This window comes from Xanthomonas sp. F10 (assembly GCF_014206815.1).
Lineage (GTDB): Bacteria > Pseudomonadota > Gammaproteobacteria > Xanthomonadales > Xanthomonadaceae > Xanthomonas_A > Xanthomonas_A indica.
Window position 1 is genome coordinate 60,855 of the sequence record NZ_JACHNP010000003.1, and the last position, 13,924, is coordinate 74,778.

General features: G+C 68.8%; 14 protein-coding genes and 1 riboswitch. Of the genes, 4 read left to right on the forward strand and 10 right to left on the reverse strand.

What is annotated here, in order from left to right; all coding sequences use genetic code 11:
• The first annotated feature begins 92 nt into the window (after positions 1–92).
• Positions 93–998, forward strand: coding sequence for a LysR family transcriptional regulator (locus FHR56_RS17170; protein WP_160946996.1), 906 nt, complete (start codon positions 93–95; stop codon positions 996–998).
• A 210-nt stretch (positions 999–1,208) separates the two neighbouring features.
• Here the strand turns inward: FHR56_RS17170 and FHR56_RS17175 are convergent, their stop codons facing one another.
• The 7 genes from FHR56_RS17175 to FHR56_RS17205 all read right to left on the reverse strand — a co-directional run bounded on the left by FHR56_RS17175 (position 1,209) and on the right by FHR56_RS17205 (position 8,388).
• Entirely contained in the window at positions 1,209–1,541 is a 333-nt protein-coding gene (locus tag FHR56_RS17175) for a thioredoxin family protein (RefSeq protein WP_019798422.1), read from the reverse strand.
• A gap of 84 nt (positions 1,542–1,625) precedes the next feature.
• Positions 1,626–2,186, reverse strand: a complete 561-nt coding sequence (locus tag FHR56_RS17180) for a flavodoxin (RefSeq protein ID WP_160946995.1) — start codon at positions 2,184–2,186, stop codon at positions 1,626–1,628.
• Between the two features lie 120 nt (positions 2,187–2,306).
• Positions 2,307–3,347: a ribonucleotide-diphosphate reductase subunit beta gene (locus FHR56_RS17185; RefSeq protein WP_010340146.1), complete on the reverse strand. Its 1,041-nt coding sequence runs from the start codon at positions 3,345–3,347 to the stop codon at positions 2,307–2,309.
• A gap of 109 nt (positions 3,348–3,456) precedes the next feature.
• Complete coding sequence (locus FHR56_RS17190; protein WP_160946994.1) at positions 3,457–5,868, reverse strand: ribonucleoside-diphosphate reductase subunit alpha; 2,412 nt, start codon at positions 5,866–5,868, stop codon at positions 3,457–3,459.
• Between the two features lie 178 nt (positions 5,869–6,046).
• A riboswitch (cobalamin riboswitch) is annotated at positions 6,047–6,268 on the reverse strand.
• 209 nt (positions 6,269–6,477) lie between these two features.
• Positions 6,478–7,248: an NAD-dependent deacylase gene (locus FHR56_RS17195; protein ID WP_160946993.1), complete on the reverse strand. Its 771-nt coding sequence runs from the start codon at positions 7,246–7,248 to the stop codon at positions 6,478–6,480.
• A 161-nt stretch (positions 7,249–7,409) separates the two neighbouring features.
• Positions 7,410–7,841 carry an organic hydroperoxide resistance protein gene (locus FHR56_RS17200; RefSeq protein ID WP_019800967.1) on the reverse strand — a complete coding sequence of 144 codons (432 nt, stop codon included), beginning with the start codon at positions 7,839–7,841 and terminating at the stop codon, positions 7,410–7,412.
• A gap of 88 nt (positions 7,842–7,929) precedes the next feature.
• Positions 7,930–8,388 (reverse strand): MarR family transcriptional regulator, encoded by a 459-nt coding sequence (locus FHR56_RS17205; RefSeq protein ID WP_160946992.1) that lies wholly within the window; start codon positions 8,386–8,388, stop codon positions 7,930–7,932.
• Between the two features lie 140 nt (positions 8,389–8,528).
• On the opposite strand from FHR56_RS17205, the gene FHR56_RS17210 reads away from it, so the two are divergent.
• Positions 8,529–8,921: a hypothetical protein gene (locus tag FHR56_RS17210; RefSeq protein ID WP_160946991.1), complete on the forward strand. Its 393-nt coding sequence runs from the start codon at positions 8,529–8,531 to the stop codon at positions 8,919–8,921.
• Positions 8,922–8,943: 22 nt separating this feature from the next.
• On the opposite strand, the gene zapE is transcribed toward FHR56_RS17210, so the two are convergent.
• Both zapE and FHR56_RS17220 read right to left on the reverse strand, forming a co-directional pair.
• Positions 8,944–10,041: a cell division protein ZapE gene (gene zapE, locus FHR56_RS17215; protein ID WP_160946990.1), complete on the reverse strand. Its 1,098-nt coding sequence runs from the start codon at positions 10,039–10,041 to the stop codon at positions 8,944–8,946.
• On the reverse strand, positions 10,038–10,703 hold the full coding sequence (locus FHR56_RS17220) for an alpha/beta family hydrolase (RefSeq protein WP_160946989.1): 666 nt from the start codon (positions 10,701–10,703) through the stop codon (positions 10,038–10,040). Before FHR56_RS17220 ends, zapE begins: the two co-directional genes overlap by 4 nt.
• Positions 10,704–10,789: 86 nt before the next feature.
• On the opposite strand from FHR56_RS17220, the gene FHR56_RS17225 reads away from it, so the two are divergent.
• Positions 10,790–11,653 (forward strand): EamA/RhaT family transporter, encoded by an 864-nt coding sequence (locus FHR56_RS17225; RefSeq protein ID WP_160946988.1) that lies wholly within the window; start codon positions 10,790–10,792, stop codon positions 11,651–11,653.
• 200 nt (positions 11,654–11,853) lie between these two features.
• Here the strand turns inward: FHR56_RS17225 and FHR56_RS17230 are convergent, their stop codons facing one another.
• Entirely contained in the window at positions 11,854–13,179 is a 1,326-nt protein-coding gene (locus FHR56_RS17230) for a GTP-binding protein (protein WP_160946987.1), read from the reverse strand.
• 75 nt (positions 13,180–13,254) lie between these two features.
• Here FHR56_RS17230 and FHR56_RS17235 point away from each other — a divergent pair, with 75 nt between their 5' ends.
• Positions 13,255–13,638 (forward strand): MerC domain-containing protein, encoded by a 384-nt coding sequence (locus FHR56_RS17235; RefSeq protein WP_010342064.1) that lies wholly within the window; start codon positions 13,255–13,257, stop codon positions 13,636–13,638.
• Positions 13,639–13,924 lie beyond the last annotated feature (286 nt).

The window sequence follows — 13,924 nt, forward strand, 5'->3', positions numbered from 1 at the left end:
GGGGTGGCGGGAAACGGAGGGCCAGTATTCGCCTGCCATCACCCGGCGTCCAATATATGATCGGCCGACTCTCTATATGTTCTGGATATGACATGGAACTGCGCCACCTGCGCTACTTCCTGGCCGTGGCCGAGGCCGGACACTTCACCCGCGCCGCCGCGCAGTTGGGCATCCAGCAACCGCCGCTGAGCCAGCAGATCCGCGCGCTGGAGGAGGAACTGGGCACGCCGCTGTTCGTGCGCACGCCGCGCGGTGCCGAGCTCACCGATGCCGGCCGCGCCTTCCGCACCGAAGCGCGGCGCGTGCTCGCCGACCTGGAACGCGCCGGCGATGCCGCACGCCGCGCCGCGCGCGGCGAGAGCGGCGTGCTGCGGCTCGGCTTCACCGCCTCGGCCGCGTTCAACCCGATCGTGCCGACCCTGGTGCGCGGCTTCCGCCGCGGTTGGCCGGCGGTGACGCTGGCGCTGGAGGAGACCAACACCGCCGGCCTGCTCGCCGCGCTGCTGCAGGGACGGCTGGATGCGGCCTTCATCCGCTACAGCGTGGCCACGCCCTCGGAATTGCAGTTGCTCAAGTTGCCCGACGAGCCGATGAAGATCGCGGTGCCGGCCGCGCACCGCCTGGCCAAGCGGCGCCGCGCGCCGCTGTCGGCCTTGGCTGGCGAACCCTTCATCCTGTTCCCACGCAGCTTCGGCACCAGCCTGTACGACGAGATCCTCGATGCCTGCCGCCAGGCCGGCTTCGAACTGAAGATCGAACAGGAAGCGCCGCAGATGTCCTCCATCGTCAACCTGGTCGCCGCGGAACTGGGCGTGTCGGTGGTCCCGGCCTCCACCGCGCAGGTGCAGTTGCCCGGCGTGCGCTACCTGGACATCGAAGGCCGCGTGCCGATGGCGCGCCTGGCGCTGGCCGCGCTGCCGGCTACCGCGCAGGCGATGCCGATCGTGCGCCACCTGTGGCAGCTGGCGCAGGGGCATGCGGCGGGCGGGCGTGGGTAGGGGTGCTGCACTTCCCTAGCTGCAATGTAGGAGCGGCTTTAGCCGCGAGCTTTTCCCGGTAGACGAGAGCAAAGGCTTTCGCTTGAGATTTGCCTGTCGGACGAGACGAAGAACCGTAGGAGCGGCTTCAGCCGCGACAGGCTCTATCGGGAAAGCCCGTCGCGGCTGAAGCCGCTCCTACGAGATACGAGATACGAGGAACGCGAGCGCTCAACCCAGATGCGTGCGGACCGCTTCGTCGATCTTGGCCGGCGGCACGAAGCCGGGCACGCGCGCCACTTCCTCGCCTTGGCGGAACAGCATCAGCGTCGGCGTCTGGCGCAGGCCCTGAGCGCGGAAGAAGTCCTCGCCCACGTCTTCCATCTTCACCTTGAGCAGGGTCACGCCCTGCGCCGTGTCGCTCTCGGCGAAACGCTCCAGCGACTTGTCGAGCATGCGGCAGCCAGGGCAGTTGTCCTTGTTGAAATCGGCCAGCACGCGCGGGTGCGCGGCAAGCGCATCGGCGAACTGTTCGGCGCTGGAGACGGTGATGGTGGTGAGCATGGAACGGAACCTTGTCTGATGTCGGAGGGAACACGGCGTGCGATGACGACGCCGGTGCTACCAGGAAACGGATGGGCGACGGCGTCAGCCGCTGCCATGCAGCGGCAACCCCATCGCAGCGAACCCGCCCGCACCGGCGGACGGTGGCTCGGCAGCGGCCGCCGGCACTGCGCCTGCCGACGACGCCCGCGCCGCGCGCAACGCCAACACCTGCGCGCACCAGTCGTCGATCGCCGCGTTGTCGCGGTCGCCATGCGGCATCTGCTCGATCTCCAGGCGCGGGTAGGCGCTGTCGAAGAAACGCGCGATGCGTTTGACCGCACCGCAGTAATACTCCAAGCCCCACTGCGTCTCGCCGGTGCCGAACGCCGCGACCTCGATCGTCTTGCCGGCGGCCTCGACCAGCTCGGCGATGTAGCGCTTCATCTCCGACGGCGTGCGCCCGGCGTTGTCGCTCCAACTGCCGAGCAGGTGCAGATCGAAGTCTGCCGCGCGCGCGGCATCGCCGAGCGCGCCGTGCAGGGTCTGCAGGTCGGTATGGATCCACGTTACCTGGTGCCCGGCCGCCTCGCACTGCGCATGCACGCGGCGGGCGACGTCGCGGGTGTTGCCGCTGAGCGAAGCGTAGGCGAGCAGGATACGCATGGGGCGGGAATTCGGGAATGGGGATTCGGGATTCGTCAGAGCAGGATGGCGATGCTTCACCAATCCCGAATGCCCGGCTTTTCAGCAGCCGAACGGCTGATCATCCCGAATCCCGGCCCTTCAGAGATCGTCGAAGCCGTTGTCCGAGTTGGTCTTCTTGTAGCTGGCGTTGCGCATCTCGAAGAAGTCGGTCTTAGTCTCGGTGAAGTTGTCGGCGTAGGCCTTGATCCACGGCATCACGTTGTCGCTGGCGCCGCTGTACAGCTTCTCGATGCCGAGCATGCCGGACATCTTGTTGGCGCGGTACTTCACGTACTGGATCATTTCGTCCACGTCGATGCCCTCGATGCCGTCGAGCACTTCCGAGGACCACTCGGTCTCCAGGCGGATCGCGTGTTCGAAGGCCTGGTGCACGTAGTCGGTCAGCTCGTTGGTCTGCAGCTCGGCGTTCTCGCCGATGATGGCGCGGATGAGCTCGCTGATGAACTTGGTATGCGCCAGTTCGTCGCGGTTGATGAAGCTGATGATCTTGCCGGTGCCGGTCATGCGGTTCTGCCGCACCAGGTTGTAGAAGTACGCGAAGCCGGAATAGAAGTTGATGCCTTCCAGGATCGAGGACTGGATCAGCGAGCGCAGCAGGGTCTCTGCGGTTTTCTCGCGCATGAAGTCGTCGTAGGCCTGCATGATCGGCTGGTTGCGCGCGATGATGGTCGGATGCGTGCGGGCGATCTCGAACACGCGGTTCTGGTCGGCCAGGCCGGCGATCGAGGCCAGCACGTACGAGTAGCTCTCGTTGTGGATCACTTCCTGCTGGCCGATGATCGCGGCGTTGGCGTGCGCGGCCGGATCGGTGATGTATTCGGCGACGTTGTAGATGAAGCGCGTCTGCGGCGAATCCAGCGTGGCCAGCAGGCCGATGATCGAGTCGTAGGCGTTCTTCTCGCGCGCCGACAGCTCCCCGTACTGCTTGGCATCGCCCTTCATGTCCACTTCGTCGGGGATCCAGAAGTTGGTCGACAGCTCCTTGTACGCCCGGTAGAAGGACGGGTACGGGATGTCGTTCCAGTTGAGGATGCCGCTGGTGGTGCCGTTGATGATGCCGGTGGAGCGGTTGGGGTGCAGCGGTTCGAGGATCTTGATGCGGTCGAGCGCGATGGCCATGGATGTGCTTCGTCGAGTCGGGTGAACGGCGCCGGCGGACGGCGCGGGAATACAGGACGCGCGCGGCAGGAGCGGCCTGCCGCGCGGCGCGGGCGTCAGACGCCGGCGATCAGCTCGAGCACCACTCGCACTCGCTGATGTCGATGTCGTTGGAACGCACGTAGTAGGTGGTCTTCAGGCCTTCCTTCCACGCGGTCATGTGCAGGTCCAGCAGCGTGCTGGCGCGGATGCCGCTGGGCACGTAGAAGTTGAAGCTGATCGACTGGTCGACGTGGCGCTGGCGGCGCGCGTTCTGGCGCACGCTGGCGAACTGGTCGACCTTGTAGGCGCCCTTCTCGTAGTACGGGTAAGTGTCCACGGTCAGCCCCGGCGCCACCACCGGACGGCGGAAGTCCTTCTTCTCTTCGTAGTAGAACGCGCTGTAGATCGGGTCGATCGAGGCGGTGGAGCCGGCGATCTGCGCGGTGCTCATATTCGGCGCCACCGCCACCATCCAGGCGTTGCGCACGCCGTGCACGCTCACCTGCGCGGCCAGTTCCTGCCACTCGGCGCTGTCGTAGCCGCGCTTGGTGAAGTACTCGCCGTTCTGCCAGTCGCTGCCCTTGAACACCTTGTACGCACCCTTCTCCTTGGCCAGCGCCAGGCTCGCCTGGATGGTCAGGTAGTTGATGCGCTCGTACAGCGAATCGCTGTACGCCTCGGCGTCCGGCGAATTCCAGTCGATGCCCTTCTGCGCCAGCAGGTGGTGCCAGCCGAAGGTGCCCAGGCCGATCGCGCGGTACTTCTGGTTGGTGATGGTGGCCTGCGGCACCGGCAGCTCGTTGAGGTCGATGACGTTGTCGAGCATGCGCACCTGGACGCGGATCAGCCGCTCCAGGATGTCCGGCGACAGCAGGTCCGGCTGCGCGGTCACCGCACGGCCCAGGTTCACCGAGGACAGGTTGCACACGACGAAGTCGCCGGCCTGCTTGGTGGTGACGATCTGGTCGCCGCTGATCATCTCCTGGATGACGCGCGTCGGGCTCATGTTCTGCAGGATCTCGGTGCACAGGTTGCTGGAATAGACCATGCCCTGGTGCTTGTTCGGGTTCATGCGATTGACTTCGTCGCGATAGAACATGAACGGGTTGCCGGTCTCCAGCTGGCTGACCATGATCCGCTTGAACATGTCGATGGCCTTGACCACCTTGCGGCCGATGCGCTCGTCGGCCACCACTTCCTCGTAGCGGGCGCGGAAGCTGCCTTCGCCGCGCTTCTCGTCGAAGAAGTCCTGCAGGTACCAGCCCTTGACCTCCTTCACCTCGTGCGGGTCGAACAGGTACCACTCGCCGCGGCGTTCCACCGCTTCCATGAAGATGTCCGGCACGCACACCGCGGTGAACACGTCGTGCGCGCGCAGGCGCTGGTCGCCGTTGTTCAGGCGCAGGTCCAGGAACGCCTCGATGTCGCGGTGCCAGATGTCCAGGTACACGGCGATGGCGCCCTTGCGCTGGCCAAGCTGGTCCACCGACACGGCGGTGTTGTTGAGCTGCTTGATCCACGGCACCACGCCGCCGCTGGAGTTCTTCACCCCGCGGATCGCCGAACCGGAGGAACGCACGTAGCCCAGGTAGGCGCCGACGCCGCCGCCGTGCTTGGACACGCGCGCCACGTCGGTGTTGGAGTCGTAGATGCCCTGCAGGCTGTCGTCGACGGTGTCGATGAAGCAGCTCGACAGCTGACCGCCGATCTTGCCGGCGTTGGCCAGGGTCGGCGTGGCGACGGTCATGTACAGGTTGGACAGGGCCCAGTAAGCCTCGCCGACCAGCTGCATGCGGCGCTCGCGCGGCTTCTCGTCCTGCATCAGGTACAGGGCGATGGTCAGCCAGCGCTCCTGCGGCAGTTCGTAGACCTTGCGCGAGTTGTCGGTGGCCAGGTAGCGCGTGGCCAGCAGGTACAGGCCGTTGTAGGCGAACAGCTTGTCGCGCTCCGGATCGATCATGCGGCCGGCTTCGGCCAGTTCGTCCTTGGAGTAGTTCTTGAGGATGTCGATCGAGTACACGCCGCGGTCGGCCAGGCTTTCCTGCAGGCCGACGTAGGAGCCGTACTTCTCGCCGGCATCGTAGAAACGGTTCTTGCTGGCGCGCTTGTACAGGCGGTCCAGGTACAGGCGCGCGGCGAAGTACTCCCACTCCGGCGTGGCGATGTCCACGCGCGACTCGGCCTCGCGGATCAGGTAGTCGACCATGTCGTCGGCCGACAGGCTTTCCTTCTTCTCGATGAAGGCGAAGGCCTTGCGCTCGTAGTCGCTCACGTCCAGCTGCGGGAACTCGGCGTGGATCCGGTCCAGGGTGCGCTGCAGGCGCGAGCGGTCGAAGGCCATGCGGCGGTTGCCGCCGTCCTTGACGATCCAGGTCACGGCGCGCTGGTCATTGCTCGGCTCGCTGCTGGCCGGTTCCGGCTGGGCAGTGGCGGCAGCGGTCGTGGGGTCGACGGCGGCGTCGACGGACGCGGTGGCCGGCAGGCTGTGGGTCTGGCTCATGAAGGTCTCCAAGCGTGGTGCACGCGGCCGCCCGACCCTCGCAGGCAGCGGTCCGACCGGATCGCAGGTGGCAGGCGGTGTCGCGAAGACTGCAAACAGCGCAGGCACCAGGCCTGCGGGCGGTCCACGCTGCACCGACCCTCTCCCCCCGGAGATCGCACGGTCGGCGCCGCGCGGTGTGCTTCGCGCGGCTGTCGGCAGGTCTTCGGGCTGATGGGCGACGGCCGCGTGGCCGGTTCCTAGCCCGTCGCTTCCCAAGGCGGGCGCCTCAGTGCGGATGACGGGTTCGTTCCCAATTACCGCTGCGGGGCAGCGCCGGACTTGGCGTTGGCACGCCGCACCGGCTTCCCTTTTGATCCCGCGGCTTGGGGCCGCAGGAACCGACCACCCCAAGATAGTGTGGTCGGCCGACGGCGTCAACGCTAAATATGGGTCAAATTACGAAAACCTAAGCCTGGCAACGGTTTGCCGATGGAAGCCGGTTCCGGTCCTGCCACGGAGGCCATTCGCGGCCGTGACGGCACCGTGAATCCGACCGTCCGAGAGGCCCGATATGCCATCGAAACGGCCCGTCGGTCGCCGAGGCGCGCCTTCCAGCGTGCAGCGGGCTCAGGTCACCCTGCACTGCTGCAGCAGCAACGGCAGCGCCATCGCGGCGCTGTCGCGCCAGTGCAGGTCGGCGCGTGCCGACAGCGCGCTGGGTTCGGGATTGATCTCGACCACGCAGGCGCCGCGCTCCTTGGCCTGCAGCGGCAGGCTGGCGGTCGGATAGACCAGGCCGGAACTGCCGATCACCAGCACCAGGTCGGCGCTGTCGGCCGCGGTCTGCGCGCGCGCCCACTCCGCCGGCGGCAGCGCTTCGCCGAACCACACCACGCCCGGACGCACCGTGCCGCCGCAGGCCGCGCACACCGGCGGCGGCAACCGTTGGCTGGGCGTCTGCACGTCGATCGGCGGCAGCAGCCCGCGCCAGGGCTGGCCGCAGTCGCTGCAGCGCAGCGCCGACAGGCGGCCGTGCACGTGCGCGGCGACCTCGCTGCCGGCGCGCTGGTGCAGGTCGTCCACGTTCTGGGTCACCAGGGTGGTGTGGCGGATCTCGGCCAGGCGCGCCAGCGCCAGGTGCCCGGCGTGCGGCTGCGCCAGCGCCACGAGCGCCATGCGCCAGCGGTACCAGCCCCAGACCAGGGCCGGGTCCGCGCGCCAGGCGTCCTCGGTGGCCAGTTGCTCGGGATCGAAGCGCGACCACAGGCTGTCGTCCTGGCCGCGGAAGGTCGGCACCCCGCTCTCGGCGGACATGCCGGCGCCGGTCAGCACCAGCACACGGCGCGCGCCCTGCAGGAAGGCGGCAACGGTCTCGGCGTTGTAGGCGGAACTGAGCATGGCGCGCCCGATTTGATGAAGCGCACACTATTGCATCCACGCAGGGCGGCCTCAATGCGCGCGGCAACACGCGGGGCCTGCAACGCGAACGGGCGGCCACTGGCCGCCCGTTCGCGTATCGCCATGGACCGGCGCAGCGCCGGCCCGGACATCCCGCTGGCTCAGTCGAGCACGACCAGCTTGACGTCGATGTTGCCGCGGGTGGCGTTGGAGTACGGGCACACCTGGTGCGCCTTCTCCACCAGCGATTCCAGCGTGGCGCGCTCCAGGCCCGGCACGGCGATGCGCAGTTCCACGGCGATGCCGAAGCCGCCCGGGATCTGGCCGATGCCCACGTGGCCCTCGATGCTCGGCTCGGCCGGCAGCTTCACCTTCTCCTGGCCGGCGACGAACTTCAGCGCGCCGATGAAGCAGGCCGAGTAGCCGGCCGCGAACAACTGCTCCGGGTTGGTGCCGTCGCCGCCGGCGCCGCCCAGCTCGCGCGGGGTCGACAGCTTGACGTCCAGCGCCTTGTCCGGGGTGGCGGCGCGGCCGTCGCGGCCCCCGGTGGCGGTGGCAGTGGCGGTGTAGACGATGGTGGTCGGTGAAGCCATGGTGGTTCTCCTAGCAGGGCGGCGCCGCGGCGCCATGGGTGTAGAGGGGAATGGGGATAGAGGGAATGAGCGATCGGGCGGGATTCGCTCAGGCCGCAGCCTGCAACTTGCCGCGGACCTCTTCCAGGTCGTGCTTGAGCCGGGTCAGTTGCTGCAGGTCGCAGGCGACCGCGCACAGCACGCCTTCCGGCACCGCCTGCGCACGGGCGCGCAGGGCCTGGCCCTCGGCGGTCAGCGCGATCAGCACGCGGCGCTCGTCCTCGGCGGCACGGCGGCGGGTCAGCAGGCCGACCGCCTCCAGGCGCTTGAGCAGCGGGGTCAGCGTGGCCGAATCCAGGAACAGCTTCTCGCCGATGTCCGAGACGCTGCAGCCGTCCTGTTCCCACAGCACCAGCATCACCAGGTACTGCGGATAGGTCAGGCCGAGGTCGCGCAGCAGCCCGCGGTAGAGCTTGTGCATCGCCAGGTTGGCCGAATACAGCGCGAAGCACAGCTGGGTGTCCAGCTTCAGCAGCGCGGTGGCGTCGGGGGGAGAGGTGCGGTCCATGGGCGGGATATTACATAGTGCGCGATTCAATCGCAAGCGATATTTTGCCGCCGCTAACTTCTGGCTGAAGCGGGCACACCGCGCCGCCCCGCCGTCGACGGCGCAGGACTACGCTGCCGCGCAGCCCGAGGAGCTTCCGCATGCGCATCGCGTTCCTGTTGCTGGCCGCACTCGGCGCTACGCCCGCCGCCGTGGTGCCGAACACCCTGCCCCACGGCCCGGTGCTCGTCGGTGCTGGCGCCGACGCGCTGGCGCGTGAAACCCGCCGCCAGTGCCCCGACGTGCCGACCGACCGCTTGACCCCCGCCGACCTGCTCGATGCCGAGGAGCGCTTTCGCGACAGATTGGCCGCGGCGCAGCCCCAGGCGATGGATCGGCAGTTGCCGCAGGACGGCGCGTCCGGGCCGGCCCGCTGCGCGCAGCGCGAAGGCGGCGCCAGTTGCCTGGCGGCCGCCTATCTGGAAGAGATTGCAGGCGCGGGCCTGATGCCCCGCTTCGTCGCCGGGCTGTGCGCGCCCGGCGCAGTGCGCTGAGCGCGCGCCGGGGATCTCGCGCTCAGACCCGATGCGCCGCCGACAGGTACTCGGCGCTCTGCATCTCGATCAGGCGCGAGGCGGTGCGCTCGAAGGCCCCGGCCAGGCGCTCGCCGGTGTACAGCAGCGGCGGCGGGTCCTGCGCGGTGCAGACCAGGTTGACGTGGCGGTCGTACAGCTCGTCGATCAGGTTGACGAAGCGCCGCGCCGCATCCTCGTTCATGCGGTCGAAGTGCGGGATGCCGCCGAGCAGCACGGTGGTGAACTCGTGCGCGATCTCGATGTAGTCGCTGGGACCGCGCGGGCCTTCGCACAAGGCGACGAAATCGAACCAGACGATGCTCTTGCCGCGCGCACGCACCGGGATCTTGCGCCCTTCCAGTTCGATGTTGCCGCGGCGCGCCTCGGCATTGCCAGTGAGCGCGCTCCAGCGCTCGCCCAGCCAGGCATCGCTGTCCTCGGCCAGCGGCGCGCGGTACACCGGCGAACGGGTCAGCGCGCGCATGCGGTAGTCCTCGGTGCCCTCGGCGTACAGCTCCACGCAGTAGGACTGCAGCAGCGCGATCGCCGGCAGGAAGCTGTCGCGCTGCAGGCCGTTGAGGTACAGGTTCTGCGGCGCGGTATTGGAGGTGGTGACCAGGGTCACGCCCTCGGCGAACAGGCGCTCGAGCAGGCGCGACAGCAGCATCGCATCGCCGATGTCGGTGACGAAGAACTCGTCCAGCACCAGCACGCGCAGCCGGCTGCGCCACTCCTGCGCGATCTTCGCCAGCGGATCGCTCTGCCCGGCATGCTCGCGCAGGCGCTCGTGCACGCCGCGCATGAAGCGATGGAAATGCGTGCGGTACTTCCGAGTGATCGGCAGGCCGTCGTAGAACAGATCGACCAGAAAGGTCTTGCCGCGGCCGACCCCGCCCCAGAAGTACAGCCCGCGCACCGGCTCGGGCTTCTTCCAGAACGCCGACAGGCGGTCCAGCCAGCCCTCCTGGTCGCCATCGACGATCGCGACGTGGATGCGGTCCAGTTCGGCCAGCGCCGCATGCTGGGCCGGATCGTCGCGCCAGTCGCCGCGCGCCACGCCCTCGGCGTAGCGCTGCGACGGCAATGTCGCCGCGCTCACGCCTGCGCCGCCGGCAGCCAGGCCTTGACCGCGTGCTGCAGCGCGCCGCGCAGGTCGATCAGCTTGCGATGGAAGAAGTGGCTGGTGTCGGGCATGCGCACCAGTTGCGGTTGCGTCTCCAGGGTTTCGAGCCAGTCGTACACGGCCTGGGGATCGACGATCTCGTCGGCGTCGCCCTGGATCACCAGCCACTGCGGCGGCGGCGCCATGTCGGAAAAATCCCAGCGCCCGGCCGGTGGCGCGATCGAGATCAGCACCTGCGGCTGCAGCGCGGCGCTGGCGCGCAGCGAGACGTAGGCACCGAAGCTGAAACCGGCCAGCCACAGCGCGTCGTGCGGACGTTGCGCGCGCACCCAGGCGGCCACCGCGGCCAGATCCTGCTGCTCGCCATCGCCGTGGTCGAAGCTGCCGGCGGAGGCGCCGACGCTGCGGAAATTGAAGCGCACCACGTGCACGCCCAGTTCGCGCAGCGCGCGCGCGACCATGGTCACCACCTTGTTGTGCATGCTGCCGCCCTCGGTGGACAGCGGATGGCAGACGATGGCGGTGACCGGCAGCGCGGCGACGTCGGCGTCGGGCAGATCGACCGCGGCCTCGATCGGGCCGGCGGGGCCTTGCAGCGTCAGCGCGCCGGAGGCGGTGGGGAAAGCGGGAGAGGTCATGCGGTCATAATACCGGGGCTGGGTCGTGGCCACATGCCGAAGCGGTGCACGCAGCGTTCTTTTTCCTCCCGATCCGGATCCTGCGTGTGGTCTTCGTCCTGTTGAGTGTGGTGTGCAGCGTGCTGGTCTCGGCGCTGCTGAAGCTGGCGCCGCAGCGGCGCATCGACCTGGCCCAGGCGGTGACCTGGAACTACCTGGCGGCGCTGGCGCTGTGCGCGGCCCTGCTGCACCCGCCGCTGGCCGCGCTGAAAGACGCGCATACGCCATGGGCGGCGCTGCTGGCCCTGGGCGTGCTGCTGCCGGGCATCTTCCTGGTGCTGGGCCGCGCGGTGGCCAGCGCGGGCATCGTGCGCACCGACGCCGCGCAACGGCTGTCGTTGCTGCTGTCGCTGGCAGCGGCCTTCCTCTGGTTCGGCGAACGCGGCAACGCCGCCAAGCTGGCCGGCCTGGCGCTGGGGCTGCTGGCGATCGCCGGCATCGTGCAGCGGCCGGACACGACGCCGCGCAGCGCCGCACGCACCGCGCCGTGGCTGCTGCTGGTGTGGGTCGGCTTCGCCGCGATCGACGTGCTGCTCAAGCGCATCGCCCAGGCCGGCACGCCGTTCGCCGCCTCGCTGCTGGTGGCCTTCGCGCTGGCCTTCGTGCTGCTGCTGGGCGTGCAACTGTGGCGCCACCTGCGCGGCACCGCGCCGCTGGCCTGGCGCAACCTCGGCGCCGGCCTGCTGCTGGGCGCGCTCAACTTCGGCAACATCCTGTTCTACGTGCGCGCGCACCAGGCCCTGCCGGACAGCCCGGCCAGCGTGTTCGCGGCGATGAACCTGGGCGTGATCGGCCTGGGCACCCTGCTCGGCGTGGCCGTCTTCGGCGAACGCACCAACCGCTGGAACCGCCTCGGCCTGCTGCTGGCGGTGCCGGCGATCGTGCTGATCGCGCTGGGTGCGCGCGGCTAGTTCTCAGCGCCCGCTGCGCATCCAACTCGCGAGTGACGAATCCCAATCGCCTCGGCGCATCCACACGGAAACGGAGCGCGGCAAACCAGGCTACACCGGGACCGCCCCTGTCTTTTTGATCGTTTGACGCAGGCAACACCCTCAGCGCCCGCGCCCCGCTCTTACGATTCCCCAATCCCGAATCCCGAATCCCGGCCCCATCAGCGCCTCCACACCGGGAACGGATCCTGCAGCCCCTGCCAGGCCACCGGCCCCTGCCGCAGCTCGGCATCGTCGAGCAGGCAGGCATCGAGTTCGGCACGCACCCGCGCCGTGTCCAGGCCGACGCCGATCACCGCCAGTTCCTGGCGGCGGTCGCCCCACAGCGGATGCCACATGGCGCGCAGCGCCGCGTACTCGCGCGCATCGCCGACCTCCTCGGCCTGCGGCGGCGGCGCATTCCAGCACGCGGTCTGCTGCCGCTGCCAACCCAGTTCGGTGTACGGCAGCGGCGACGGCGGCAGCACCAGCGGCGTGTCCAGCAGGCCGCGGTCCACGCGCTCGCGTGCCGCGTACCAGAAGCCGGCGGCCTGGGTCTGGGTGGCCGCGCCGACGATGGACAGTTCGCCGACCCAGTCCATGCGGCTGGCCAGCCAGAAGAAGCCCTTGCTGCGGATCACGTCGCGCAGGCCGCGCTGCGCCAACCGCGCGAAGCGCAGCGGGTGGAACGGCCGGCGCGCGCGATAGACGAAGCTTTCGATGCCGAACTGTTCCGTCTCCGGTGCGTGCTCGCCGCGCAACGCCTGCATCCAGCCCGGCGCCAACTGCGCGCGCACGAAGTCGAAACGACCGGTGTCCAGCACCAGCTCCAGCGGCAGGTCGCCGCGGCTGGCTTCGACGATGCGCGCATCGCGGTTGAGCGCGCGCAGCACCGCGCGGGTGCGGTCGAGGGTGGCCGCATCGGCCAGGTCCGCCTTGCTGATCACGATCACGTCGGCGAACTCGATCTGCTCCACCAGCAGGTTGACCAACCCGCGCTCGTCGTCGGCCCCGGCCTGCAGACCGCGGTCGGCCAGGCGCTCGGCCGAGCCGAAGTCGCGCAGGAAGCTGACCCCGTCGACCACGGTGAGCATGGTGTCCAGGCGCGCGACATCGGCCAGGCCGCGGCCGTCGGCATCGCGGACGGCGAAGGTGGCCGCCACCGGCATCGGCTCGGAGATGCCGGTGGATTCGATCAGCAGGTAGTCGTAGCGCCCGCTGTCGGCCAGGCGCTGCACCTCCTGGCGCAGGTCGTCGCGCAGGGTGCAGCAGATGCAGCCGTTGCTGAACTCGACCAGGGTCTCTTCGGTGCGGCTGAGCGCGGCGCCACCGTCGCGGATCAACGCGGCGTCGATGTTGACCTCGCTCATGTCGTTGACGATCACCGCCACCCGGCGGCCATCGCGGTTGTGCAGCACGCGGTTGAGCAGGGTGGTCTTGCCGGCGCCAAGGAAGCCGGACAGGACGGTGACGGGGAGGCGGCGATCGGAAACGGCGGCGTTGGACATGGCGGGCATCGGCGCGAAGGCGTGGCGAGCGAGAAATGTTACTATATAACACTTGATGCGTTGGAGTGACCGCCCATGAAATCCCTGCCGCAATCCTTCTTCGATGCCTCGGCGATGCTGTTGTCCGGGCTGTGCCTGCTGCACTGTCTGGCCTTGCCGTTGCTGGCCGCGGCGTTGCCGCTGTTCGGCGTCTGGGCCGAGGCCGAGTGGGTGCACGTGGTGTTTGTGGCGATCGCCGCGCCGTTGGCGGGGTTGGCGCTGTGGCGCGGGCACCAGCGCGATGCGCTGCCCTGGCCGCTGTGGACGCTGGCGGCGCTGGGGCTGCTCGGTCTGCTGGCCGGCGCCTTCGGCATTCCCGACGAGGCCAGCGAAACCGCGATGACGGTCAGCGGCAGTCTGGCCCTGGCCAGTGCGCACCTGTGGAACTGGCGCAGGCACCGGCGGCGTTGCGGGCATTGAGGGTGGGGCGCGCTGTGTAGCGCGCTTTCGCTCGAGGCGATCAGGGGCGCGATGCAGCGTGGCTTTGGCTGTTGCCGTTGCTGTTGCTGTTGCTCTGGCTTTTGATTTATCGGGTTCCCTTCCGCAGCGGCGGATGGACCGGGGAAAAACCCGAAGGGCGGCGCACATGGATGTGCGCCGTTCGCGGCAGGGGCAGGATGCCCCTTCCGCGAATCCCCGGTGCATCCGCGGACCCGGAGCGCGCAGCGCGGAGGGCGCAAGGCAGGGCGCGCTTTCTTTTGGTTAC

Coding starts and splice junctions, on each gene's coding strand:
- FHR56_RS17170 (WP_160946996.1), top strand. CDS start 93: ATGGAACTGCGCCACCTGCGCTACTTCCTGGCCGTGGCCGAGGCCGGA.
- FHR56_RS17175 (WP_019798422.1), bottom strand. CDS start 1,541: ATGCTCACCACCATCACCGTCTCCAGCGCCGAACAGTTCGCCGATGCG.
- FHR56_RS17180 (WP_160946995.1), bottom strand. CDS start 2,186: ATGCGTATCCTGCTCGCCTACGCTTCGCTCAGCGGCAACACCCGCGAC.
- FHR56_RS17185 (WP_010340146.1), bottom strand. CDS start 3,347: ATGGCCATCGCGCTCGACCGCATCAAGATCCTCGAACCGCTGCACCCC.
- FHR56_RS17190 (WP_160946994.1), bottom strand. CDS start 5,868: ATGAGCCAGACCCACAGCCTGCCGGCCACCGCGTCCGTCGACGCCGCC.
- FHR56_RS17195 (WP_160946993.1), bottom strand. CDS start 7,248: ATGCTCAGTTCCGCCTACAACGCCGAGACCGTTGCCGCCTTCCTGCAG.
- FHR56_RS17200 (WP_019800967.1), bottom strand. CDS start 7,841: ATGGCTTCACCGACCACCATCGTCTACACCGCCACTGCCACCGCCACC.
- FHR56_RS17205 (WP_160946992.1), bottom strand. CDS start 8,388: ATGGACCGCACCTCTCCCCCCGACGCCACCGCGCTGCTGAAGCTGGAC.
- FHR56_RS17210 (WP_160946991.1), top strand. CDS start 8,529: ATGCGCATCGCGTTCCTGTTGCTGGCCGCACTCGGCGCTACGCCCGCC.
- FHR56_RS17220 (WP_160946989.1), bottom strand. CDS start 10,703: ATGACCTCTCCCGCTTTCCCCACCGCCTCCGGCGCGCTGACGCTGCAA.
- FHR56_RS17230 (WP_160946987.1), bottom strand. CDS start 13,179: ATGTCCAACGCCGCCGTTTCCGATCGCCGCCTCCCCGTCACCGTCCTG.
- FHR56_RS17235 (WP_010342064.1), top strand. CDS start 13,255: ATGAAATCCCTGCCGCAATCCTTCTTCGATGCCTCGGCGATGCTGTTG.